Source organism: Croceivirga radicis, assembly GCF_002072105.2.
Lineage (GTDB): Bacteria > Bacteroidota > Bacteroidia > Flavobacteriales > Flavobacteriaceae > Croceivirga > Croceivirga radicis.
Genome location: NZ_MTBC01000003.1, coordinates 106,095 through 128,890, shown reverse-complemented (window position 1 = coordinate 128,890; position 22,796 = coordinate 106,095). Strand labels below are relative to the sequence as shown.

Genomic DNA, 22,796 nt, shown 5'->3' with positions numbered 1-22,796 from the left:
CCTTTTTTGGTTATTATAAGTTATGGCTTAAATGTTTTTGGCCAACCAATCCCCAACCTCCGAGGTTTTGTACGCCTTACCACCTTCAGCTAAATCTTCGGTTACGATACCTTCTGCTAAAGATTTGTTTACCACATTACGGATAGCTTGCGCTTCTTCAGAAAGCCCTTTATCCTCAAAAAGCATTGCGGCAGATAATACCGTTGCTAACGGATTAGCGATGTCTTTACCCGCAGCTTGTGGATACGAGCCGTGTATAGGTTCATATAAAGAAACTTCACTCCCAACAGAAGAGGAAGGCATTAGTCCCATAGATCCAGAGATTACAGAAGCCTCATCGGTTAAAATATCGCCAAATAGGTTAGCGGTAATTATTACATCATATCCTTTGGGCCATTGTATTAAACGCATGGCTACGGCATCTACAAATTCATAAGTTACCTCTACTTCTGGGTAATCTTTTTCCATGGCTTGTACGGTTTCTCTCCAAAGACGAGAAGCCTCTAAAACGTTAGCTTTATCCACGCAGCACAATCTTTTTCCACGTTTTAAAGCCATTTCAAAACCCTTTTTAGCCAAGCGCTCAATTTCAAAACGATGATACGTCATGGTGTCAAAAGCGGTGTCACCATCATTTAGTCTACCTCTTTCACCAAAGTATACTCCACCGGTTAGTTCCCTAAGGATTATTAAATCGGTTCCTTCTATACGGTCTCTTTTTAAAGGTGATTTATCTATTAAAGAAGGAAAAGTGAAAGTTGGACGTACATTGGCGAACAACCCCAGTTTTTTACGCATTTTTAATAGGCCTTGTTCTGGTCTTACTTTTGCAGAAGGGTCATTGTCAAAACGTGGGTCGCCTATTGCGCCAAATAGGACAGCATCTGCATTAGCACAAACTTCATGTGTCTCGTCCGGATAAGGCTCTCCCACGGCGTCAATGGCAGCTGCACCAGTAAGTGCAGGCTTCCAAGTAATATCGTGCCCAAATTTTTGGGCTACGGCATCACTAACTTTAACCGCTTGATCTATAACTTCTGGTCCAATTCCGTCTCCTGCCAATAAGGCAATATTTAATTTCATGTATGTAGTATCTAAGTGTGGTTATCAAATTAAGTTCAACATTTTTTCCGTGGCCTTGATTGCAGATACCGTTTGGTCAGAATCCAAGCCCGTTGTTACAAAATCCTGCTTCTTGGTCTTCCATGTTATCATGGTTTCGCAAAGGGCATCAGAATTACTGCCTGGTGGTATACGTACGGCATAATCTATCAACTTTGGAAGCTCACGGTCAATTTGTTTGTATATTTTTTTCAAGGCAGTGATGAAGGCATCAAACTGTCCATCGCCTTGTGCATTTTCTTCAAAAATTTTCCCTTCAATCTCTATGGATAGGGTAGTAGAAGGTTTTAATCCTTTAGCATGTGTAAGAACATAGGATTTTATAAAGACCTTTTGTTGAAAGGCACTACTGTCCAATACATCAGAAATAATGTAGGGTAAGTCTTCTTTGGTAACTTTTTCCTTCTTATCGCCCAGCTCTATAATCCTTTCGGTAACCTTTTTTACCTCATCTTCATTAAGGGTAAGTCCTAGCTCTTGTAAATTCTTTAAAATATTGGCTTTTCCAGAAGTTTTTCCTAAGGCATACTGCCGTTTTCTACCAAAACGTTCTGGCAACAAATCATTAAAGTAAAGATTATTTTTATTATCACCATCTGCATGTATTCCAGCAGTTTGGGTAAAAACATTTTCTCCTACAATTGGTTTGTTGGCTGGGATGCCAAATCCTGTAAACGTAGAAACCAATTTACTTACTTTGTATAAGCTAGATTCCTGTACTCTGGTTTCAATTTCTGGTAAAAAATCATTGATTACCGCAATGGTACTAGCTAGCGGTGCATTACCGGCACGTTCTCCCATACCATTCACGGTAAGGTGTAATCCATGACAACCGGCCTCTAGAGCTTCCATGACATTGCTTACACTTAAATCATAGTCGTTATGACCATGAAAATCAAAATGTGTGTTAGGATAACGCGCTACTATTTTAGAAATATACTGATGCGTTTCTTTTGGTGTAAGCACGCCTAAGGTATCTGGTAACAAAACCCGTTGAATAGGTTGTTGGGTTAAAAAGTCTAGAAATTGAAATACATAATCTTGAGAATTACGCATGCCATTGCTCCAATCTTCTAAGTAAACATTAGTGGCAATACCGTTTGCTTTAGCCTGTACAATGGTTTCCTCAATAGCTTTAAAATGTTCCTCGGGTGTTTTTCTAAGTTGATGGGTTAAATGATTAAGAGAACCCTTAGTAAGCAGGTTTTGCACCCTTGCACCAGCTTTAAGCATCCAATCTATAGAATTGCCACCATCAACAAAGGTTAAAACCTCTACCTTATCTATGCAATTGGCCTCTGCGGCCCAAGAAGTAATGTTCTTGACAGCTTGAAATTCCCCTTCGGAAACACGTGCCGATGCAATTTCTATACGGTCTACCTTTAGTTCTTCTAGCAATAGTTTGGCCAAAGTGAGCTTTTCTGAGGCAGTAAAAGACACTCCAGAGGTTTGTTCACCATCCCTTAGGGTGGTATCCATTATTTCTATGGTTCTCGCCATGCAATGTTATTAAATAGGTCTAGAACTAGCGAATTCCTTAATGTCTTCTTTTAAATTTAGGAGGTAATCTATATCATCAAAGCCGTTTAAAAGGTTCCCTTTTTTGTATTCGTTGATATCAAAAGATTCTGATTCTCCGGTTTCTGAAAGCGTAATGGTTTGTGAAGGTAAATCTACCTTTAGTTCTGTGTGTGGATTCTTTTCAATCGCCCTAAAAATCTTTTCTAAAAATTCTGGACTCACTTGTACCGGTAATACGCCAACATTTAAACAATTGTTTCTAAAAATGTCTGCAAAGAAACTAGATACTACACATCTAAACCCATAATCGTATACTGCCCAAGCAGCATGTTCTCTAGAGGAACCAGAACCAAAGTTTTTACCACCTACAAGAATTTTACCGCCGTATTGGGCATTATTTAGTACAAAACTTTCTTTGGGAGTTCCGTCATTGTTGTATCTCCAATCACGGAAAAGGTTGTCTCCAAATCCTTTACGTTCTGTTGCTTTTAAGAAACGAGCAGGAATAATCTGGTCTGTATCTACGTTTTCTATAGGTAAAGGTACTGCGGTACTCGTTAAAACTTCAAATTTATCGTATGCCATAGTCGTATGCTTTATTTTGATTTCCGCTAGAGCAGAAATATTTAGATTTTAGATTGATTATGCTTCTTGCAATTGCATTAATTCCCTTGGGTCTGTTACCTTGCCCGTTACCGCTGCTGCTGCTGCAACTAGCGGGCTTGCCAAAAGTGTTCTAGAGCCAGGACCTTGTCTGCCTTCAAAGTTTCGGTTACTGGTGCTTACCGCATATTTGCCTGCAGGCACCTTGTCATCGTTCATAGCTAAACAAGCAGAGCAACCAGGCTCTCGCAATTCAAAACCAGCTTCTTGTAAAATGTCTAAAATTCCTTCTTCTTTAATGGCAGCTTCTACCTTATGAGAACCAGGAACTAGCCAAGCCGTTACATTATCTGCTTTCTTTCTTCCTTTAATTATAGAAGCAAAAGCTCTAAAATCCTCAATTCGCCCGTTGGTGCAACTTCCTAAGAACACAAAATCTATTGGTTTACCAATCATAGAATCGCCCTCGTTGAACTCCATGTAGGCTAATGACTTAGCAAAGGTTGCTTTAGCTCCGTCTATTTGTTCCGCCGTTGGGATAGAGTTGCTAATACCAAAGCCCATACCTGGATTGGTACCGTAGGTAATCATAGGTTCTATTTCGCTGGCCGCAAAAGTTAACTCCTTGTCAAACGTAGCGTCATCTTCAGTATATAAGGTTTCCCAATAAGCCATGGCTTTATCCCAGTCTGTGCCTTTAGGTGCAAACTCTCTTCCTTTAACATATTCAAATGTTTTTTCGTCTGGGGCAATCATACCACCACGGGCACCCATTTCTATACTTAAGTTACAAACCGTCATACGGCCTTCCATACTCATTTCTCTAAAAACGCTACCAGCGTATTCTACAAAATAACCCGTAGCGCCAGAAGTGGTAAGTTTAGATATAATAAATAGGGCAACGTCTTTTGGCGTAACCGCCGTGCTTAATTCGCCCTCAATATTAATTCGCATTTTTTTAGGCTTTGGCTGCATTATACATTGGCTGGCCAATACCATTTCTACTTCTGATGTTCCAATACCAAAGGCAATGGCACCAAAAGCACCGTGAGTAGAAGTATGGGAATCTCCACACACGATAGTTGCACCAGGAACGGTAATTCCGTTTTCTGGACCTATTACGTGTACAATTCCGTTTTTTTCATGTCCAAGGCCCCAGTAAGGAATACCATGTTCACCTGCATTTTTCTCTAATGCTTTTAGCTGATTTGCAGATAATTCGTCTTTTACTGGTAAGTGTTGGTTTATAGTAGGGGTATTGTGGTCTGCCGTTGCAAAAGTCCTATTTGGATACAAAACAGGAATATTTCTGTTTTTAAGACCTAAAAAGGCTACCGGACTTGTTACCTCATGTACCAAATGACGGTCTATAAATAGGACGTCCGGACCGTTTTCTATATTCTTAACAACGTGTGAATCCCAAACTTTATCAAAAAGCGTTTTACCCATGTCTCTGTAATTACAAATTTAGCTTTCAAATCTAAGCAATAGCATTGTTTCAACAGGGTAGGGTAGGACATGAAATTACGATGTTCAACAGAAAAGTTGGCTATTGTTACAGTTGGGTCAGTTTAACTAATGTAGCCCCAAAGTCCTTTACCCTTAACTAGTTGCGTATAGGTATTTCTAATTACATGATGGTCTGGTTGTTCTAATTTTGGGTCGTTCTTAAGCAATTGGATAGCATGGTAACGTGCCAATTTTAGAATAGGATTATCTTTAACAATATCAGCAATTTTAAGATTTAACATTCCGCTTTGTTGTGTACCCATTAAATCACCTGGTCCGCGTAATTTTAGGTCAACTTCGGCAATTTCAAATCCATCATTGGTTCTACACATGGTTTCTAGGCGTGTTTTAGCATCTTCAGATAGTTTATGGCTCGTCATTAGAATACAAAAACTCTGCTCGGCACCCCTTCCTACACGCCCACGGAGCTGATGTAACTGGGATAGTCCAAATTTTTCTGCACTCTCAATAATCATAACGGACGCATTGGGCACGTTAACACCCACTTCTATTACGGTGGTAGCTACCATAATTTGTGTTTCACCCTTAACAAAGCGATCCATTTCATAATCCTTGTCTTGCGGCTTCATTTGTCCGTGAACAATGGAGATTTGGTATTTGGGAGAAGGAAACTCCCGTGCAATACTCTCATAACCATCCATTAGGTCTTTATAATCAAGGGCTTCGCTTTCTTGAATCAGTGGATAAACCACATAAATTTGTCTACCTTTTTCTATTTCGTCTTTTATAAAACGGAAAACTTTTAATCGGTTGGCATCAAAACGATGCACGGTTTTAATAGGTTTGCGGCCAGGCGGTAGTTCATCTATTACGGAAATATCCAAATCGCCATACAAACTCATGGCCAAGGTTCTTGGAATTGGAGTGGCGGTCATAACTAAAATGTGGGGAGGAATGGTGTTTTTCTGCCACAGTTTAGACCGTTGGGCAACCCCAAAACGATGTTGTTCATCTATGATGGCTAACCCTAGATTTTTAAACTGTACTTTATCTTCTAAAACGGCATGGGTACCAACCAAGATGTTAAGATTGCCATTTTCTAATTGGTTGTGCAAAAATGTACGTTCTGCCTTTTTGGTTGAACCAGTTAATAAGGCAATTTTTATGTCGGTTTTATGCAATAATTCTTTTAATCCATTGTAATGCTGCTGTGCCAAAATCTCGGTAGGTGCCATTAGACAGGCTTGGTAGCTGTTATCTATGGCCAAAAGCATACACATTAAGGCAACAATAGTTTTACCAGAACCAACATCGCCTTGCAATAAACGGTTCATTTGTGCACTACTGCCCATATCATTACGAATCTCTTTTATCACCCGTTTTTGGGCATTGGTAAGCTCAAATGGTAGGTGATTGGCATAAAATTCATTGAATTTTTCGCCTACGGCGGTAAAAGGCATTCCTTTTATCTTGCGTTTTCGCACTGCCTTTTTAGATAGTAATTGCAGTTGTACGTAAAATAACTCCTCAAATTTCAATCGAAACTGTGCTTTAGCCAATAAATCTTGACTTTTTGGGAAATGAATATTAAGTAAAGATTCCGGTCTTGGTAATAAATTCAATTCGTTGAGTAACCCTTGGCTCAAAGTTTCTGAAAAATTAGCCTTGGTTTCCATGAACAATTGTTGCACCATTTTACTTACTACCTTGTTGGTAATGCCTTTATTGGTAAGTTTTTCCGTAGACGGATAAATGGGTTGCATACTTATTTTAAGTCCGGCTTGGTGGTCTTTAAGTAATTCCATTTCTGGATGTGGCATGGAAAAGGTACTCCCAAAACGATTTACCTTACCAAAAACCACGTAAGGGGTATTCATTTTTATGTTCTCTTTTATCCATTTGTGACCTCTAAACCAAACCAATTCCATTTGTCCCGTTTCGTCTACATATGTAGCTACTAAGCGTTTTCCACGTTTTTGTTCCACGGTTTTTAGATGCACAATCTTACCTACTATTTGTACATCTGCTCCGCTATTGTGCAACTGCGAGATTTTATAATATTGGGTTTTATCTAGATACCGATTGGGATAAAATTGCAGTAGATCGCCATACGTTTCAAGGCCTAGCTCACTTTTTAAGGTCTCGGCACGATTAGGGCCAACACCTTTTAGGTAAACCAAGGGTGTGTAAAGCAAGTTGGGTTTCATCCGATTAAAAATAGCTAAATTGGTCTAGCTTTTGATTTAGCCAATTTATGAGATTCTTTTCACTTTTACTGTTTTGTTGGTGTTTAAATGGTTTTGCACAGAAACAACAAGCCGTTGATTTTATCCATGCTGCTATTGCAATTGAACCAAATGGTATAGAAAAAACGGTACAAGGTAGCGTTGAGTATACGTTTTTGGTACAACGTAAGGTAGACAGTATTTTTTTGGATGCGGAGAATATCAATATAATTAATTTTAGATTGAATGGAACCACCATTGAATACGTAAATACGGGAAAGAAACTGGGGTTTAAATCGCCTGAAAAGCCGGGAGAATATAGTTTGTATATTGATTATCTGGCAAGACCAAAACAAACGGTATATTTTTTTGGGTGGGATGATGTCATGGTAGGCAATGAACAAATTTGGACGCAAGGGCAGGGAAAATATACGAGACATTGGCTGCCCAGTTTTGATGATATGACAGAAAAAGTGGAATTTGACTTGTCTATTACCGCACCAAAACAATTAGCTGTAGTTACTAATGGTGAACTTATGACTAAAACAAGCCATAAGGACAAGCAAACCTGGAGTTGGAATATGGAGCACCCTATGAGCAGTTATCTAGTAGCCTTTGCCATTGGTGATTTTAAAGAAGAAACCAGAGAATCAAGTACGCGCGTCCCCATTATCTTGTATTACAATCAAAAAGATAGTAGTAGGGTAGCGCCAACCTATAAGTACACCACAGAACACTTTAATTTTTTGGAGCAAGAAATTGGCGTTCCGTACCCATGGCAAAATTACAAACAAGTACCCGTACACGATTTTATGTATGGAGGGATGGAAAATACCAGCTGTACACTGTTTTCTGACCAATATATGATAGATGAAAAAGGATTTGTAGATAAAAACTATGTAAATGTAAATGCACACGAGTTGGCGCACCAATGGTTTGGCAATCTAGTTACAGAAGTAAGCGGAGCGCATCACTGGTTGCAAGAAGGTTTTGCTACCTATTATGCTTATTTAGCTGAAAAGGAGGTGTTTGGGGACGATTACTACTATTGGAAGTTGTATGAAACCGCCCAAAAGTTAATTGCTGAATCGGAGAAAGGCAATGGCGAATCTTTATTAGACCCAAAGGCTAGTAGCCTAACTTTTTATGAGAAAGGCGCTTGGGCATTGGTACTATTGCAAGATTTGGTGGGAGACAGAGCTTTTAAAAAAGGCATACAAACGTATTTATTAGCATATAGTTTTAAAAATGCAACTGTGGCGGATTTTTTAGCCGTGATGGAAAAAGCCTCTGGTAAAGATTTAGAGGAATTTAGAAAAAAATGGTTGGTAGCATCTGAATTTCCTAAAGCTTCTGCACTAGCATATTTAAAAAAGAAAGACCCCTCTATTAAAAGGTTAGAAGAATTAGCCACAACTATTGAAAGTTCTACCGTAATTACCAAAGAAAACGTAACAAACTTCTATAATAGTAAAGCTCCCATAGGATTTAAAAAGGAATTTATAAAACGCTATGTTAACCAGTTAGATACACCAACACTGCAGAAAATATTGATGGAAGGGGAGTTGCTCGTTAGGCAAGCTATTATAGCCAATCTAGAGCAGATACCAGCCCAATTGCAAACTGATTTTGAAACCTTGTTAAAAGACGATAGCTACCTAACCCAAGAATATGCTTTACTAGTACTTTGGCAGCAATTTCCAGAACGTGGGTCATTTTACTTGGATAGTCTGTCTACTGTAGAGGGTTTGCCCAATAAAAGTTTACGTATACTTTGGTTAACCCTAGCTTTGATTACGGAGCAATATAATTCATCCGCTAAAAAGCAGTATTATGAGGAGTTAAACGCTTTTACTGCGCCAGAATATAATTTTGAGGTCCGCATTAATGCATTTCGTTACTTAATTCAGATACAAGCACTTAGTGATAGTAGTTTACGTAATTTGGTGCAAGCTACACAGCATCATTCTTGGCAGTTTCGTTTATTTGCCAAAAGGCAACTACAACATTTAGTAAGTTTGCCAAATATGGCAGCAAGGCTAGAAGATTTACAACCTAGCTTATCTGAGACTGAAAAAGAGCTAATTTCTAAATTATTGACAGAATGAGGGCATTGGTAATATCTGGCGGTGGAAGCAAAGGTGCTTTTGCTGGTGGTGTGGCGCAATATTTAATACAGAACGATAAACGGGAGTACGATATTTTTGTGGGTACTTCTACCGGTAGTTTATTGATTAGTCATTTGGCCTTAAATAAGATTGATAAGATTCGAAATATCTATTCCAACGTAAATCAAGACAGTATTTTTAGCAATTGCCCTTTTGTGGTTCGTAAAAAATATGGCTCAGATATTATTGGTATGAACCACTGGAACATTCTTAAAAACTGGATGCGTGGTAAAAAGACCTTTGGTGAGAGCGAGAACTTAAGAAAACTAATTAGAAATAGTATTACCAGAGAAGAATTTGAAGCTTTAAAAAACGGTCCAAAAAATGTTGTGGTAACCGTATCAAATCTTTCCTTAAATCAGGTAGAATACAAATCGGTCAACGATTTTAATTACGATGAGTTTTGTGATTGGATTTGGATTTCTTCTAACTACACGCCTTTTATGAGTTTGGTGCGTAAGAATGGTTGTGAATATGCAGATGGGGGCTTGGGAACATTGGTACCTATAGAAGAAGCTATTAAAAGAGGAGCTACAGAGGTAGATGTTATTGTTCTACGTACAGAAGTAAGCAATTACAATAGAATGCCATCTAGAAATGCGTTTGAAGTACTTACCAGTATGTTTTCTTTTGTTTTAGACCGAATAGAAAATCAGAATATACGTATAGGTAAATTGGTAGCCAGCCAAAACGATGCTATTATAAATTTGTACTACACACCAACTGTGCTAACTACCAATTCACTAATTTTTGATAAGGAAAAAATGACCCTATGGTGGAAAAAGGGCTTTCTCTATGCTAAAAACAAAAATGAGGAAAGCATGCCAATAGAACCAGACTTGCAGGAATAGTTAAACGCAGTGTTACCAGAGTTCGGAAATTTCTTTTTTAACAAAAGCAAGTGCAGTAACAGAAGGAGATGATTTTTCCATAGATTGGTTAAGGATATCTTCCCTAAGCTTGTCGGCCGTGTCAGACTCGCTCATGGCGGCAGACCTTATAGCCTGTATAGTTGCATTTTTTGCAGCTTTAATAATATTCCAACACTGATCGGTCATGTATATTTGTTGTGATAGGTTGTGGTCAAATTCGTTTTCAATTTGTTTGATCAAAAGGTTTTCATAATTGCTTTTATCCTGTCCTACGGGATGCACCCTTACAACTAGGTTATTAATAGCAATTCGTTCTAAAAATAAGGCCATACGCTCATAGGCTTGTAATCTAATAGGTAAGGTGTCTTTAGTGGTATTTTTGTGTAGTAGATACCTTCTTCTGCCTTCTTCATTTTTAGTATGCATTTTAAAAAAGTAAAAAGCAACAACCCCAGTAACCACTGCGGGTAATAAAAAACCAAATAATTGAAGGATATTTTCTGTACTCATAATGTTATTATTCTCTTTTGGTTGTTTGTTGATATGAAAACGCAAACCAAAAACAAAAAGTATATGGGAATCTTTATTATCTAATTTTCCTTTAAAAAACTTGCGGTGACCAGTAGTTGCCCTATATGCCGTTGGCTGTGCTCCCCAGCATGGAAAATGAGACCTAAAATGTTGGTAGGTAAGTGTTTTCTACCCACGGTTCTATTGGTAAGAATAGTTTCTGTATTTAAGGTTTTAAAATAGTTTAAGGCTTCCTCTACCTTAGCTTCAAAATTTTTTATGAGTGCTATAGGAGTTATTGCTGTATTTGGAGTCCCTTCGTTTTTTAAATAATTAAACTGTTCGCTGGTTAGCTCTTTTCCTTTTGCATACGTTAATAACCTATCTAACACGCCTGTTAAATGCTGCGCATGAAAGCCTACAGAAGCTCTTTCGCCAACATTTTTCCATAATTGCTCCTCAGGAAAATCAATCAACAATTCTTTTAATTCGCGTAAGGATTGCAACAAAGCATGTGCTGCGGGTTGTGCTAAAACAGGAATGTCCGGTACAGGACCGGACAACCAAAATTCTTCTTGTGGCATTAATATTATTTAAATTCTGATTTCATGGTGGTATAAAACCCCTTGTAATCTGGCGCCAAACGTATTTGAACCCCCTCAGAAAAGTTACCGTCTTTTGCTAATAATTGTAGCTTTTCCGCACCTATGCCTTCTATGGCATTAAGGCCGTTTGCAACGGCTTGTACTTGTTTATAGGTTAGGTCGAACTCCCCTGTAATATTTAATCCTTCTATTGCTACCGTTCTAGATGGGTTTTTCTTAATAATTTCCGCTATACGGTTAACCCAATCTTTACCTGCCGTGGTTAAAACTACCCCACTGTCCGAGCCAAATAGGGTTGGTAGGCCATTAGATATAACAATGTCTCCACCAGCAATTCCAACCGTGGCATCAGGGCCTAAGGTTTGCTTGGCTTGTGTTAGGATAGCAATAGCCGTAGAGTCGTTACTAGAAAAAGTATCCGTAATAATGCGCATTTGTTTTTCTTTGGCGGAAAGTGTTGCCAATGCATTGTTCACGGTCTCTGTGTTTTTTTTAGAAATTTTTGAAAAGTTGGTTAGATTGCCTAGTAAGGTGTTATTGGCATCTCTAAGCTCTGCATTTTCTGCCGCCAAAAGTTTTGCTGTAGAGTTACTCTTGTTCATTTCTCTTTTAGCCTTGGCAATGGTATCCTTTAAAACGGTAATTTCTCTTTTTAATTGAGATACTTCGGCTATTAATTCTGATTTCTTCTGCGCATGAATAGTTGTCACGGCTAGTATAAGAAATAGGGGTAAAAGTCTTTTCATAAATTAAGATTTGTTAGGCAATGTTCCTAAATATTCACATGATTTTAATGATGCCATCCCGTTGAAGGGAACTTGGTCTTTTTGATAGCGATAAACTCTTCGTAAATCGCTGCTAAGATAATCATCATCCACATTTACTTGTACATCTTCCATATTAAATTGGCAGGGATGTTCATAACCTGCTGCATGTGTTATTTCTAGAAGTTCTTTTCTAAAGGTTTTAAAGTATTGAGCCAACCGATCGGACTTTAAGGGAACATTAATACCAGATTGTAACCATTTGCTTTGTGTAGCCACACCTGCAGGGCATCTGTTTGTGTGGCATACTTGTGCTTGTATGCAACCAATACTCATCATAGCTTCTCTGGCAACATTTATGACATCTACGCCCATGGCGAAAGCCATGGCAGCTTTAGCCGGAAACCCTAATTTACCACTACCAATAAACACGATATGTTGTGTTAAACCTCTTTCTTGAAAAAGCCTGTAAATAGCTGTAAAGCCATAAGAAAAAGGTAAAGAAACATGGTCTGCAAAACTTGGAGGTGCGGCACCAGTACCACCCTCACCACCATCTACGGTAATGAAATCTGGTCCTTTCCCTGTTTTTTTCATTAAATCTGCTAATTCTTCCCATTGGGATAATTTACCAATAGCTCCTTTAATACCTACAGGAAGCCCTGTCTCATTGGCAATTTCTTCTATTAATACCACCAATTCTTCTATGGTATTAAACGCTTTATGGGTAGATGGTGATAGCACATCTTTTCCAACTTGTACACCTCTAATCTCCGCAATTTCAGGTGTAATTTTAGCCCCTGGTAATACACCGCCCTTTCCAGGTTTGGCACCTTGGCTTAGTTTTATTTCTATTGCTTTGATCTGGGGATTTTCCGCAGTTAGCTTTTTCATTTTTTCCATGGAAAAATTACCATCTTCAGAACGTACACCAAAATATCCGGTACCAAAATGAAAAATAACATCACCTCCTTTTTTGTGATAAGGAGAAAGACCACCTTCTCCAGTATTGTGGTATGCGCCACTTTTTAAAACACCATTATTCATAGCCTCTACGGCCGCAGCAGAAAGTGAACCAAAGCTCATGGCAGAAACATTGATGATAGAAGCAGGCCTAAAGGGTTTTTTACGTTTATGGTAGGCACCCATCACTTTTGCACAAGGTAAAAAATAAGGGTCCGTAGTATTGGGATGACCAGCAGGAAGCTGATATGCCAACATAGCGTTTTTTACGAACAAATGCTGATGTGCGTAAATATCACGATCTGTACCAAAGCCTTCGTAATTGTTTTCATTCTTGGCAGAAGCATAGATCCAGCCACGTTCTATACGGTTAAATGGAAGTTCCTCCCTATTGTTGGCCACAAAATATTGGCGCATTTCTGGTCCTATACTTTCTAACCAATACCGTAGATGACCTACTATAGGAAAATTGTGTTTTATGGTATGTTTTCGCTGAATAAAAATATCCCAGAAAGCAACTAAGGCCAAAAATATTAGCAGGTAGGCCCACCATGGTAGGTAGCCAAGGGTTTCTAACAATTCGTTCATCAATGTGGTATTTATGCAGCAAAAATCGTAAACTTTTATATATCGCCATAAAAAAAGCCCAAGACATCTATATAAATATCTTGGGCCATTAAATAGGTTATAGAAATTACTTTGTCGTATTTAAATAATCTAATGTTAGTTCTGTCATAGCTTTAACACCCAATTGCATTCCAGCATCGTCTATTAAAAAATCTGGCGTGTGGTGCGGGTAAGATTCTGTAGTCCCAGGTGCCATTCCTCCTAAGAAAAAGAAAAAGCCAGGTACTTCTCTTTGGAAATACGAAAAGTCTTCTGCCCCGGTAATTGCTTTTTGCGTTACTACTTGGTCTTTACCGGCAACCCTTTCTAATGTTGGAATCATCTTGGCCGTTAGCGCAGGATCATTATAGGTAATATCCGTAGCGTCTTTTATTTCACAAGTAGCTTCTCCACCATAGGCTTTAGCAATGGTAGCAACCATCTCTTTCATACGTTTGTTAATATGGTCTTTCATATCATAATCCAACGTTCTAATAGTACCTATCATTTCGGCACTTTCTGGAATAATATTAAAACGAACCCCGCTTTTAATTTTACCTACCGTAATTACCGCCGCTTCATTAGTTAGCTCAGACTCTCTACTAATTATGGTTTGTAGACCATCAATTATTTTTGCACTTATTAAAATAGGGTCTACACCAGACCATGGTTGCGAGCCATGGCTTTGTTTTCCTTTAACCTTTATCGTAAAGCTTTGGGCTGCGGCCATAGTACCACCGCTCTTGTATCTGATTGTGCCAACTGGGGTTTCAGAATTTATATGTAAACCAAAAATGGCATCTACATCTGGATTCTTTAACACCCCTTCTTTAACCATTAGTAAAGCTCCACCTTCTTCTCCTGGTGGTGGCCCTTCTTCTGCAGGCTGAAATATAAATTTAACCGTTCCTTTTATTTTATCTTTATTATTGGCCAAAACCTCAGCCACTCCCATGAGAATAGCCGTGTGCGTGTCATGACCACAGGCATGCATAACTCCTACATTTTCTCCTAAAAACTCCGCTTTTACCTCGGATTTAAATGGTAAATTATTTCTTTCCGTAACCGGTAGCGCATCAATATCTGCCCGTAGGGCAACCACTTTTCCAGGCTTTTTACCCTTTAAAACCCCAACAACACCTGTATGTGCAACACCAGTTTGCACCTCGATACCTAAACTTTTAAGATGTTTGGCAATTTTTTCTGCAGTTTTAAACTCTCGGTTGCTGAGTTCTGGGTTTTGGTGAATATCATGCCGCCACGCTATCACCTTTTCTTCAACGTCTTTGTATGACTTTTCTAGACCGGATTGTCCGTAACTAAAGGCAGCCAAAAGCCCTAAAAAACTAATGCACAGTTTTTTCATAAAATTGATACTTAAAATTTAACAAGTCTATAGCCTTGGTCTTGTAATTGTATTAAAGCAGTCATTGCAGATAATGATAATTGAACACCATCTATAAGCTGCTCTTTGGGTATGTTTCTAGAATTGGAAGATTGTCCACAAAATATAATTTGAACTTGATTATCCATTAAAGCAGCTAATAATTCTTTATTTGGATTTTTAGTTCCATATTTTTTTTCATAAAATGGGTTGTCCATTACGTCTTTAGAGGCGGTATTATGCACAACTAAAGCTACTTTTAAATCTTCTTTTGATACGCCCGCCTGTGCGTGCATATTTAAAAAACGAGCAGCTGTTTCTATGCTTCTATTTAAGGCGGACGTGTCTTCTGGACTGCCCATAATATCAAAAACCACTTTTAAAGCTAACGTTTTATCAACTTTATAATCGGCATTTTCAACCGCCCAGACCGCACCATAATTTTCAATTATTGGGCCAGTTGTTTTTTCTTGGGCATAAGAAGTTATAACGGATAGCCCCATGAAAAAAAGTAAGAAGTTCATTTTCATGCCTTCTAAGGTATTCAAAAAATAATTAAGGTAATGCTTGCTGTTTAAAACTAATGCAACCAACATTTTAGTAACCGCTTAAGAATGGCTAATTTCACGTTTGGTTTAAAATTGCTAAGAAAGACATGTCTTATATAGATGAATTGAACGATGCCCAGAGAGGTCCTGTTTTGCATAAAGAGGGACCGTTAATGGTCATTGCAGGTGCGGGTTCTGGTAAAACAAGGGTGTTAACATATAGGATTGCCCATTTAATGGAACAAGGTGTAGATTCCTTTAACATTTTAGCCTTGACCTTTACCAATAAAGCAGCAAGAGAAATGAAACATCGTATAGCTGCCATAGTAGGTAATTCAGAAGCTAAAAATCTTTGGATGGGAACATTCCATTCTGTTTTTGCTAAGCTTTTGCGTTATGATGGAGACAAATTGGGTTTTCCAAGCAATTTTACCATTTATGACACTCAAGATTCACAACGTTTAATTGCCTCCATTATCAAAGAAATGGGGTTAGATAAAGATATTTATAAATATAAACAGGTACAAAACCGGATTTCTTCGTTTAAGAATAGCCTTATAACGGTTAAGGCCTATTTTAACAACCCAGAGTTAATAGAGGCAGATGCCATGGCAAAACGGCCACGTCTTGGCGAAATTTATAAAAATTATGTAGATCGATGCTTTAAGGCGGGGGCTATGGATTTTGATGATTTGTTGTTACGCACCAATGAGTTGTTAAATCGTTTTCCAGAGGTTTTGATGAAGTACCAAGACCGATTTAAATATATATTGGTAGATGAGTACCAAGATACCAACCACTCACAATATTTGATTGTAAAGGCATTGGCCGATCGTTACCATAACATTTGTGTAGTGGGAGACGATGCCCAGAGTATTTATTCTTTTAGGGGGGCTAATATCAGCAACATCCTTAACTTTCAAAGAGACTATTCAGACGCCAAGGTATATCGTTTGGAGCAGAACTATCGTTCTACCAAGAATATTGTCAACGCTGCCAATTCGGTTATTGAAAAGAATAAAAATCAGTTAGAAAAAGTTGTTTGGACCTCCAATGATGAAGGTAACAAAATCATAGTACATCGCAGTCCTACAGATGCGGAAGAGGGCAGGTATGTAGCGGGTTCTATTTTTGAACACAAGATGCAACAGCAATTACCCAATGGAGAATTTGCCGTTTTATACCGTACCAATTCCCAATCTAGGGCCATAGAAGACGCTTTGCGTAAACGAGATATTCCCTATCGTATTTACGGAGGCCTATCCTTTTACCAGCGAAAAGAAATAAAGGATGTTTTAGCGTATTTACGTTTGATCATCAATCCAAAAGATGAAGAAGCCTTAAAAAGGGTAATCAATTTTCCGGCTAGGGGCATTGGTTCTACAACTGTAGATAAATTAACGGTGGCAGCCAACCACTACGGAAGGTCTATTTTTGAGGTGATGGAGAATTTGGACCGAATAAACCTTAAGATAAATTCTGGCACACAACGTAAACTGGGCGATTTTGTGACCATGATAAAAAGCTTCCAAATTATGAACGAAGCTGCGGATGCCTTTGCCTTGGCAGAGCATGTTGCCAAGAAGACAGGCTTGCTGTTAGAGTTTAAAAAAGACGGCACTCCAGAAGGTATTGCCCGTATGGAAAATATAGAAGAACTATTAAATGGTGTTAAAGATTTTGTTGAAGGGCAAAAAGAAGTTGCCGACGCCACAGGTAGTTTAACAGAATTCTTGGAAGACGTAGCCCTAGCCACGGATATGGATAAGGATACCGAAGATGATGACCGGGTGGCACTTATGACCATACATTTGGCCAAAGGTTTAGAGTTCCCATATGTGTATATTGTTGGTATGGAGGAAGATTTGTTTCCTTCTGCCATGAGCATGAACACCAGAAGTGAACTAGAGGAGGAGCGACGTCTGTTTTATGTAGCCTTGACAAGAGCAGAAAAGCAAGCTTATTTAACCTATACCCAGAACAGGTATAGATGGGGTAAGTTAATAGATGCAGAGCCTAGCCGTTTTATAGAAGAAATAGATGAACAATACATTGAGAGTCTGGTCCCTGTAAACGATGGGTACCGCTACAAGTCTATGCTAAAAGATAATATTTGGGGAGATGTTGATAAAAGCAAGCTTAGGCAGGTAAAACCAAAGACAGGAATACCACCAAGTGCACCAAAACCTAATGAAAACCAGTTAAGGCGTTTGCGTAAACTTAAACCCAACTTAAGTGAAAGTTCTGCAAACACGAATAGCGTACCAGACAACTTGGTGCAAGGTGCCTTAGTAAACCATACCCGATTTGGTAGGGGTAAGGTGTTGAATATTGAGGGGGTGGGTAACGATAAAAAAGCAGAAATACGGTTTGATAGTGGAAATATCAAGAAACTACTGCTACGTTTTGCCAAATTGGAAGTTATAGGTTAGATCTAGTTCAAAATGCTAGTTCTAGATAATTGGGTAGGAATGGTAAAGGTAAAACTACTACCAACCCCAACTTTAGAATCTATAATTATTTTACCACCATTTCGTTTTATAAAATCCAAGCATATTCCAAAACCAAGACCATTGCCTTCTTCGTTGTTTGTTCCTTTTGTGCTTATTGCCTGTGTATTGGCGTTTAAAAGTTCTTTAATTTGGGTTTTGGTCATGCCTACGCCAGTGTCTTTTATGGTAATGGCCAGCTCATGTTCTTTTTCTGTTGCGGCCACAGTTATACTTTCTCCTTCTGGGGTAAATTTAAGTGCGTTGCTCAATAAGTTTCTTACAACAAAATCTACCATATCTTTATCGGCGTATCCCTTTAAAATAGCTTTATGGTCTATGTTCAAAGTAATGTTTTTTCGGATGGCTACCTCACGAATTAGTTCTACATTTTTTTCTAAAACTTTATTGATATCAAAAGAACGCTTATTTAGATTTTTATCGTTCATTTGATTTTTTGCCCAGTTTAAAAGGTTATCTAACAATAACTGAAGGTTTTGCGCGGTATCTTGTAAATGACTACCAAAAACTCGTCTTTCTTCTCCTGTAAGTTTGGTATTGGCATTCAAAACTTGCGTCATAGATACAATGTTACTAGTATAACCCTTAAGATCGTGAGAAATAATTGAGAAAAATTTATCCTTTATTTGAGAGGCATCTTTAAGTTCTACCTCAGATTCCTTTAGTTTACCATTTAAACGTTCTAGCTCAGCGTTTTTTATGTTTAAGGCATTTACTTGATCCTTAATAGTTTCAGTAAGTTTGGTATAACTTGTTTTAAGCTGTAGTATTTCTTGCGTACTGCTTTTGGTTTGTATAGCAGTTTCTGTTTTAAACTTATTCGCAATTACACGATTCATATCTTCAATTAGCAACTTAATGGGTTTGGTTATGTAATTTGAAAATATAAAGGCAAAAGCAACTAGGAATAAAATAGTTATCAATAGAAAGAGTATTATAAAATTTCGAATACCCTTGGATAATAGCGTAAGATCTTCTTTTAAAACTCCATGTAAACTCTCAACATCTTGATCCAATTGATTGGATAGTTCATGGATATTGTAAACTAAACCAGCATTTTCGTTGCCAATGGCAGATTCTATTTTAACTATGTCGTTAAATATTTCTTTATATCGATTTAGGACAATTATAGCTTTATGGTTCTCATCAAAGTTAGCGGCCATTCTTTCTATTAGACTGTCTGCATGTTGGTTTAACAGATTGGCATAGTGCAAATCTCCCCGTAAAAAGAAATCCTTTTCCCTTCTTCTCAACATAAGGTTTTCGCTAAGGCTTATACTGGTTACATTTTCCAATTGATGAATTTGGCTACGCATATTACCTTCCAATCCGTAATCTTTAAAACCTCGCTTTCTTTTTAAACGAATCAATTCGTTTACATTGGTATTTAATAAGGTAAGTCGCTGTTCTATGGTTTCTAACCGGAGCTCAACCACCTGACTGGTTAATTGTTGATTTTCTTTTAGTGCAACTAGGGCATTTAATGCATTGGCATAAAATTGTTGGTATTTTTTTATATTGTTAGTACTGCTTTCTAAATAAAAAGCATCTAACTTAGAATCAGACTCCAGTATTTGATTGTAAACATTAAGTACTTTAAGTCTATTAATATTAAAAACATCTACTTGTTCTTTAATATTATGCGCTAAGTTTATTTTCTCTGATGAACTAAAATAGAACAATATTACAGGTGTAGTTAATAAACAAAGCGCTGCAAATGCTAGTAAAATGCGACCTTTAATTGTATGCATTATGGGAGTATTGGGAATACCATAACGGTTTTATGTAGGAATAAGTATAAAAAAAGTAGGAAAAAGAATACAAATGGCTGAATTTATTAAATTATATAATGATAATCCTGACCCTAGGAAAATAGCTAAAATTGTAAACGTGTTAAGAAAAGGAGGGTTGATAATCTACCCAACAGACACGGTTTATGGATTGGGTTGCGACATTACCAACTCAAGGGCTTTAGAGAAAATAGCTCGTATAAAGGGTGTGAAATTGGCAAAAGCCAATTGGTCTTTTATTTGTCCAGATTTAAGTAACCTGTCAGATTACGTAAAGCAGATAGATACAAGCACGTTTAAAATCTTAAAAAGGGCCTTACCAGGACCATACACCTTTATTCTCCCCGGAAGTAATAATTTACCAAAAGACTTTAAGAAAAAGAAAACAGTGGGTATACGGGTACCAGATAATACTATTGCCAAGACTATAGTAACAGAATTGGGTAACCCAATAGTATCTACCTCAATACGAGATGATGATGATATTTTGGAGTACACCACAGACCCAGAATTAATTTTAGAAAAGTGGAACAACCTTGTAGATATAGTAATAGATGGGGGCTATGGGGATAACATTGCTTCTACCATTATAGATTTATCTGAAGGCGAGCCAGTTGTGATTAGGGAAGGTAAGGGTAATCTAGATATTCTATAAAAAAAAGCGGCTCATATTTATGAGCCGCTAATAAAGTTATAAGGTAATTTCCTTAAATTATTTTCCGCTTCCGCCAATTGCAGGATCTTTCATTCCTTCTTCGATCATGCTATAGAATTGGTCTAACTTTGGAAGTACAACAATTCTTGTTCTTCTATTCTTGCCTCGGTTAGCAGAAGAATCATTGCTTACCAATGGTACGTAGTAGCTACGTCCTGCAGCTGTCATTCTTGCTGGATCCACACCAAAATCGTTCTGTAAAATTCTTACAACAGAAGTTGCTCTTTTAGCACTTAAATCCCAGTTGTCTAATAAAACACCTTTACGGTAAGGTACGTTGTCTGTATGGCCTTCTACCAAGAATTCAAAATCTGGCTTATTGTTTACCACTTTTGCAACTTTTCCTAGTACTTGCTTAGCTTCTGCAGTTACATTGTAACTTCCACTTCTAAATAATAATTTATCAGAGATAGAAACAAAAACTACACCTTTTTCTACAGACACTTCAATATCCTCATCATCAAGGTTTCCAAGAACACCTTTAAGGCTTTGTACTAAAGATAGGTTTACAGAATCTCTTCTTGTAACAGCATCTTGTAACTTGCGAATGGTTAAATCTTTCTCTCTTAGGCTTTCTAAGGATTTTTCTAGGTTTTCTGCACCTTTTGCAGTCAACGTAGTTAAATCTCCCATGTTGTTGATCAACTCTTGATTGTTGGCCTTTAAGAAAGCGTTTTGCTCTTCTAATGCGTTCATTTTGGATGTAGCCGTTGCTTTTTCATCCAAACAATCGTTAAGCTTTACCGTTGCAGAGTTTAATAAATCTTGTGTTTCTTTATGCTTTGCTTCTAAATCTGCGTATTTCTTTTGTGAAACACAGGACCCTAATAAAAGGGCAATTCCTAAAGTACCTAGTACTATTTTTTTCATAATTATTTTAAATTTAAATTTTCGCTAGTCAATCCAAAATTATGCAAATTGACAGGTATTAACATTTAGCCTTAGTTAATCTTTTACTAAATTGTTAAAATACCTTATTTGATATACGAAGTAAGACCAAACTATGGATTTCACGAAATGGTATTTTAATATAAAATTAGCTTTTTCCCGCTTTTTATACATCTTGTGAAAGTTGGCATAAAAGCTAAAATGCGCGCGTAAAATAGCCCATGCATGTAGGCCTCTAAGTTGTAGTAAAAACCGTGCTGCCGCTATACCGTCCAAGATTAGTCGTATAAAAACAATACCAATTGCCTTATTGGTTGGTAAATTTTTTGTGATGGAGTATAACGAATTCCTAAAGTTTAAAAAGGTCTTGTGGGGGTTACTGTTTTTAAGGGTAAACCCACCTAAATGAAAAACATGACTAGCCCCTATATAATAAATTTTGTGACCTATATTTTTAGCACGCCAACATAAGTCTATTTCTTCTTGGTGTGCAAAATAGTCCTCATCAAACCCTTTTAAGGCGTTAAATACATTTTTCCTAATGAACATGCAGGCACCAGTTGCCCAAAATATTTCAATAGAATCGTCATATTGCCCTTGGTCTTTCTCAATGGTCTGAAAAATTCTACCTCTACAAAAAGGATATCCAAAGGCATCTATAAAACCGCCTCCCGCACCAGCATACTCAAAATATTCTGGTTGTTTTAAATCTAAAATTTTAGGTTGGGCAATAGCTATTTGGGGTTTGTTTAAAAATGTTTCTATTATAGGGGATAGCCAACCTTTGCTAACGGCTACATCAGAATTGAGTAAGCAATACAGATCGGCATCAATATGTTTAAGGCCTTGGTTGTAACCTCCGGCAAAACCAAAATTCTCCTTGTTTACGATGCAGTTAACCGTGGGGAAATCAGTCTCTATTAGTGCAACGGAGTTATCCGTAGAAGCATTATCTATCACGTAGATCCTAGCTTCTTTAGAGTAGTTGATTACATTGGGTAAATACTCTTTTAAAAGGGCTGCACCATTCCAGTTTAATATGACGATTGCGATATTCAAAACGGGTGCAAATTAACGGCTAAAATCAGGAATATCCTTTAGAAAAGTATAATTTTCCGTTTCTATGTTCATTAAACAGTAGTAATGCTGCAATCCGTTTGTTACCATTAAATAATCGGCATCTGCATTTAAATTATAAATAGCAATTTGGTTAAATGTGTTTTGGTCAATAGTAACCATGGGTGCTTTGCATTCTACTAACAAGGCTATTTTACCGTTTGGTTTAAATACAACCACGTCATATCTTTTTTTTAAGCCATTGATAATTAATTGCTTTTCTACATTTATTAGGGAAACGGGGTATTTCTTAATTTCTATTAAATGATGTACAACGTGCTGTCTAACCCATTCTTCTGGTTGCAGTACCACAAATTTTTTTCGGATAATGTCAAAAATATGGAGTCTATTTTCGGTATTTTTAAACCGAAACTGAAATGAATCGAAATTTAAAACTTGCATAGCGCAAAAGTCCA

The 22,796-nt window shown here is 37.6% G+C and carries 19 protein-coding genes; 4 read left to right on the top strand and 15 right to left on the bottom strand.

The features are described from left to right. Nucleotides 1-27: 27 nt before the first annotated feature. The 5 genes from leuB to recG form a co-directional block, all read right to left on the bottom strand. Nucleotides 28-1,083 carry a 3-isopropylmalate dehydrogenase gene (gene leuB / locus BUL40_RS05510; RefSeq protein ID WP_080318409.1) on the bottom strand — a complete coding sequence of 352 codons (1,056 nt, stop codon included), beginning with the start codon at nucleotides 1,081-1,083 and terminating at the stop codon, nucleotides 28-30. Between the two features lie 24 nt (nucleotides 1,084-1,107). Beyond that, on the bottom strand, nucleotides 1,108-2,622 hold the full coding sequence (locus BUL40_RS05505; RefSeq protein WP_010516620.1) for an alpha-isopropylmalate synthase regulatory domain-containing protein: 1,515 nt from the start codon (nucleotides 2,620-2,622) through the stop codon (nucleotides 1,108-1,110). A gap of 9 nt (nucleotides 2,623-2,631) precedes the next feature. Continuing rightward, nucleotides 2,632-3,228, bottom strand: a complete 597-nt coding sequence (gene leuD / locus BUL40_RS05500; protein ID WP_010516622.1) for a 3-isopropylmalate dehydratase small subunit — start codon at nucleotides 3,226-3,228, stop codon at nucleotides 2,632-2,634. A gap of 57 nt (nucleotides 3,229-3,285) precedes the next feature. Then, on the bottom strand, nucleotides 3,286-4,695 hold the full coding sequence (leuC, locus tag BUL40_RS05495; RefSeq protein ID WP_080318408.1) for a 3-isopropylmalate dehydratase large subunit: 1,410 nt from the start codon (nucleotides 4,693-4,695) through the stop codon (nucleotides 3,286-3,288). A gap of 122 nt (nucleotides 4,696-4,817) precedes the next feature. After that, the gene (gene recG / locus BUL40_RS05490) at nucleotides 4,818-6,923 is read right to left on the bottom strand and encodes an ATP-dependent DNA helicase RecG (protein ID WP_080318407.1); all 2,106 of its coding nucleotides are present in this window, start codon (nucleotides 6,921-6,923) and stop codon (nucleotides 4,818-4,820) included. Nucleotides 6,924-6,970: 47 nt separating this feature from the next. Here recG and BUL40_RS05485 point away from each other — a divergent pair, with 47 nt between their 5' ends. Both BUL40_RS05485 and BUL40_RS05480 read left to right on the top strand, forming a co-directional pair. Beyond that, a complete protein-coding gene (locus BUL40_RS05485) occupies nucleotides 6,971-9,049 on the top strand; it encodes a M1 family metallopeptidase (protein ID WP_080318406.1) in 2,079 nt (692 codons plus the stop codon). Beyond that, a complete protein-coding gene (locus BUL40_RS05480; RefSeq protein WP_010516631.1) occupies nucleotides 9,046-9,960 on the top strand; it encodes a patatin-like phospholipase family protein in 915 nt (304 codons plus the stop codon). The genes BUL40_RS05485 and BUL40_RS05480 overlap by 4 nt, the downstream gene beginning before the upstream one ends. Before the next feature lie 12 nt (nucleotides 9,961-9,972). On the opposite strand, the gene BUL40_RS05475 is transcribed toward BUL40_RS05480, so the two are convergent. From BUL40_RS05475 to BUL40_RS05450, 6 genes are all read right to left on the bottom strand, one after another. Beyond that, on the bottom strand, nucleotides 9,973-10,491 hold the full coding sequence (locus tag BUL40_RS05475; protein ID WP_010516633.1) for a DUF7935 family protein: 519 nt from the start codon (nucleotides 10,489-10,491) through the stop codon (nucleotides 9,973-9,975). Between the two features lie 80 nt (nucleotides 10,492-10,571). Continuing rightward, nucleotides 10,572-11,075 carry a DinB family protein gene (locus tag BUL40_RS05470; protein WP_080318405.1) on the bottom strand — a complete coding sequence of 168 codons (504 nt, stop codon included), beginning with the start codon at nucleotides 11,073-11,075 and terminating at the stop codon, nucleotides 10,572-10,574. A 5-nt stretch (nucleotides 11,076-11,080) separates the two neighbouring features. Continuing rightward, nucleotides 11,081-11,842, bottom strand: coding sequence for an OmpA family protein (locus BUL40_RS05465; RefSeq protein WP_080318404.1), 762 nt, complete (start codon nucleotides 11,840-11,842; stop codon nucleotides 11,081-11,083). A gap of 3 nt (nucleotides 11,843-11,845) precedes the next feature. Next, nucleotides 11,846-13,411: an FMN-binding glutamate synthase family protein gene (locus BUL40_RS05460; protein ID WP_080318403.1), complete on the bottom strand. Its 1,566-nt coding sequence runs from the start codon at nucleotides 13,409-13,411 to the stop codon at nucleotides 11,846-11,848. Between the two features lie 106 nt (nucleotides 13,412-13,517). Beyond that, the gene (locus BUL40_RS05455; protein ID WP_080318402.1) at nucleotides 13,518-14,795 is read right to left on the bottom strand and encodes an amidohydrolase; all 1,278 of its coding nucleotides are present in this window, start codon (nucleotides 14,793-14,795) and stop codon (nucleotides 13,518-13,520) included. 11 nt (nucleotides 14,796-14,806) lie between these two features. Further along, nucleotides 14,807-15,337 (bottom strand): DsrE family protein, encoded by a 531-nt coding sequence (locus BUL40_RS05450; protein ID WP_244901825.1) that lies wholly within the window; start codon nucleotides 15,335-15,337, stop codon nucleotides 14,807-14,809. Nucleotides 15,338-15,468: 131 nt separating this feature from the next. Between BUL40_RS05450 and BUL40_RS05445 the strand changes: the two genes are divergently transcribed. Further along, the gene (locus tag BUL40_RS05445; RefSeq protein ID WP_080318400.1) at nucleotides 15,469-17,793 is read left to right on the top strand and encodes an ATP-dependent helicase; all 2,325 of its coding nucleotides are present in this window, start codon (nucleotides 15,469-15,471) and stop codon (nucleotides 17,791-17,793) included. 2 nt (nucleotides 17,794-17,795) lie between these two features. Here BUL40_RS05445 and BUL40_RS05440 read toward each other — a convergent pair whose 3' ends face one another. Beyond that, a complete protein-coding gene (locus BUL40_RS05440) occupies nucleotides 17,796-19,622 on the bottom strand; it encodes a sensor histidine kinase (protein WP_080318399.1) in 1,827 nt (608 codons plus the stop codon). Nucleotides 19,623-19,695: 73 nt separating this feature from the next. Here BUL40_RS05440 and BUL40_RS05435 point away from each other — a divergent pair, with 73 nt between their 5' ends. Further along, the gene (locus tag BUL40_RS05435; RefSeq protein WP_080318398.1) at nucleotides 19,696-20,316 is read left to right on the top strand and encodes an L-threonylcarbamoyladenylate synthase; all 621 of its coding nucleotides are present in this window, start codon (nucleotides 19,696-19,698) and stop codon (nucleotides 20,314-20,316) included. A gap of 57 nt (nucleotides 20,317-20,373) precedes the next feature. Here BUL40_RS05435 and BUL40_RS05430 read toward each other — a convergent pair whose 3' ends face one another. The 3 genes from BUL40_RS05430 to BUL40_RS05420 form a co-directional block, all read right to left on the bottom strand. Next, nucleotides 20,374-21,246, bottom strand: a complete 873-nt coding sequence (locus tag BUL40_RS05430; RefSeq protein ID WP_010516645.1) for an OmpA/MotB family protein — start codon at nucleotides 21,244-21,246, stop codon at nucleotides 20,374-20,376. 75 nt (nucleotides 21,247-21,321) lie between these two features. Beyond that, nucleotides 21,322-22,323, bottom strand: a complete 1,002-nt coding sequence (locus BUL40_RS05425) for a glycosyltransferase family 2 protein (RefSeq protein ID WP_080318397.1) — start codon at nucleotides 22,321-22,323, stop codon at nucleotides 21,322-21,324. A gap of 12 nt (nucleotides 22,324-22,335) precedes the next feature. Continuing rightward, on the bottom strand, nucleotides 22,336-22,782 hold the full coding sequence (locus BUL40_RS05420; RefSeq protein ID WP_080318396.1) for a type I restriction enzyme HsdR N-terminal domain-containing protein: 447 nt from the start codon (nucleotides 22,780-22,782) through the stop codon (nucleotides 22,336-22,338). Nucleotides 22,783-22,796: the final 14 nt, after the last annotated feature.

Bases quoted from the DNA above. Each gene is read 5' to 3' on its own strand.
- leuB (WP_080318409.1), bottom strand. From the start codon at position 1,083: ATGAAATTAAATATTGCCTTATTGGCAGGAGACGGAATTGGACCAGAA.
- BUL40_RS05505 (WP_010516620.1), bottom strand. From the start codon at position 2,622: ATGGCGAGAACCATAGAAATAATGGATACCACCCTAAGGGATGGTGAA.
- leuD (WP_010516622.1), bottom strand. From the start codon at position 3,228: ATGGCATACGATAAATTTGAAGTTTTAACGAGTACCGCAGTACCTTTA.
- leuC (WP_080318408.1), bottom strand. From the start codon at position 4,695: ATGGGTAAAACGCTTTTTGATAAAGTTTGGGATTCACACGTTGTTAAG.
- recG (WP_080318407.1), bottom strand. From the start codon at position 6,923: ATGAAACCCAACTTGCTTTACACACCCTTGGTTTACCTAAAAGGTGTT.
- BUL40_RS05485 (WP_080318406.1), top strand. From the start codon at position 6,971: ATGAGATTCTTTTCACTTTTACTGTTTTGTTGGTGTTTAAATGGTTTT.
- BUL40_RS05480 (WP_010516631.1), top strand. From the start codon at position 9,046: ATGAGGGCATTGGTAATATCTGGCGGTGGAAGCAAAGGTGCTTTTGCT.
- BUL40_RS05475 (WP_010516633.1), bottom strand. From the start codon at position 10,491: ATGAGTACAGAAAATATCCTTCAATTATTTGGTTTTTTATTACCCGCA.
- BUL40_RS05470 (WP_080318405.1), bottom strand. From the start codon at position 11,075: ATGCCACAAGAAGAATTTTGGTTGTCCGGTCCTGTACCGGACATTCCT.
- BUL40_RS05465 (WP_080318404.1), bottom strand. From the start codon at position 11,842: ATGAAAAGACTTTTACCCCTATTTCTTATACTAGCCGTGACAACTATT.
- BUL40_RS05460 (WP_080318403.1), bottom strand. From the start codon at position 13,411: ATGAACGAATTGTTAGAAACCCTTGGCTACCTACCATGGTGGGCCTAC.
- BUL40_RS05455 (WP_080318402.1), bottom strand. From the start codon at position 14,795: ATGAAAAAACTGTGCATTAGTTTTTTAGGGCTTTTGGCTGCCTTTAGT.
- BUL40_RS05450 (WP_244901825.1), bottom strand. From the start codon at position 15,337: ATGAACTTCTTACTTTTTTTCATGGGGCTATCCGTTATAACTTCTTAT.
- BUL40_RS05445 (WP_080318400.1), top strand. From the start codon at position 15,469: ATGTCTTATATAGATGAATTGAACGATGCCCAGAGAGGTCCTGTTTTG.
- BUL40_RS05440 (WP_080318399.1), bottom strand. From the start codon at position 19,622: ATGCATACAATTAAAGGTCGCATTTTACTAGCATTTGCAGCGCTTTGT.
- BUL40_RS05435 (WP_080318398.1), top strand. From the start codon at position 19,696: ATGGCTGAATTTATTAAATTATATAATGATAATCCTGACCCTAGGAAA.
- BUL40_RS05430 (WP_010516645.1), bottom strand. From the start codon at position 21,246: ATGAAAAAAATAGTACTAGGTACTTTAGGAATTGCCCTTTTATTAGGG.
- BUL40_RS05420 (WP_080318396.1), bottom strand. From the start codon at position 22,782: ATGCAAGTTTTAAATTTCGATTCATTTCAGTTTCGGTTTAAAAATACC.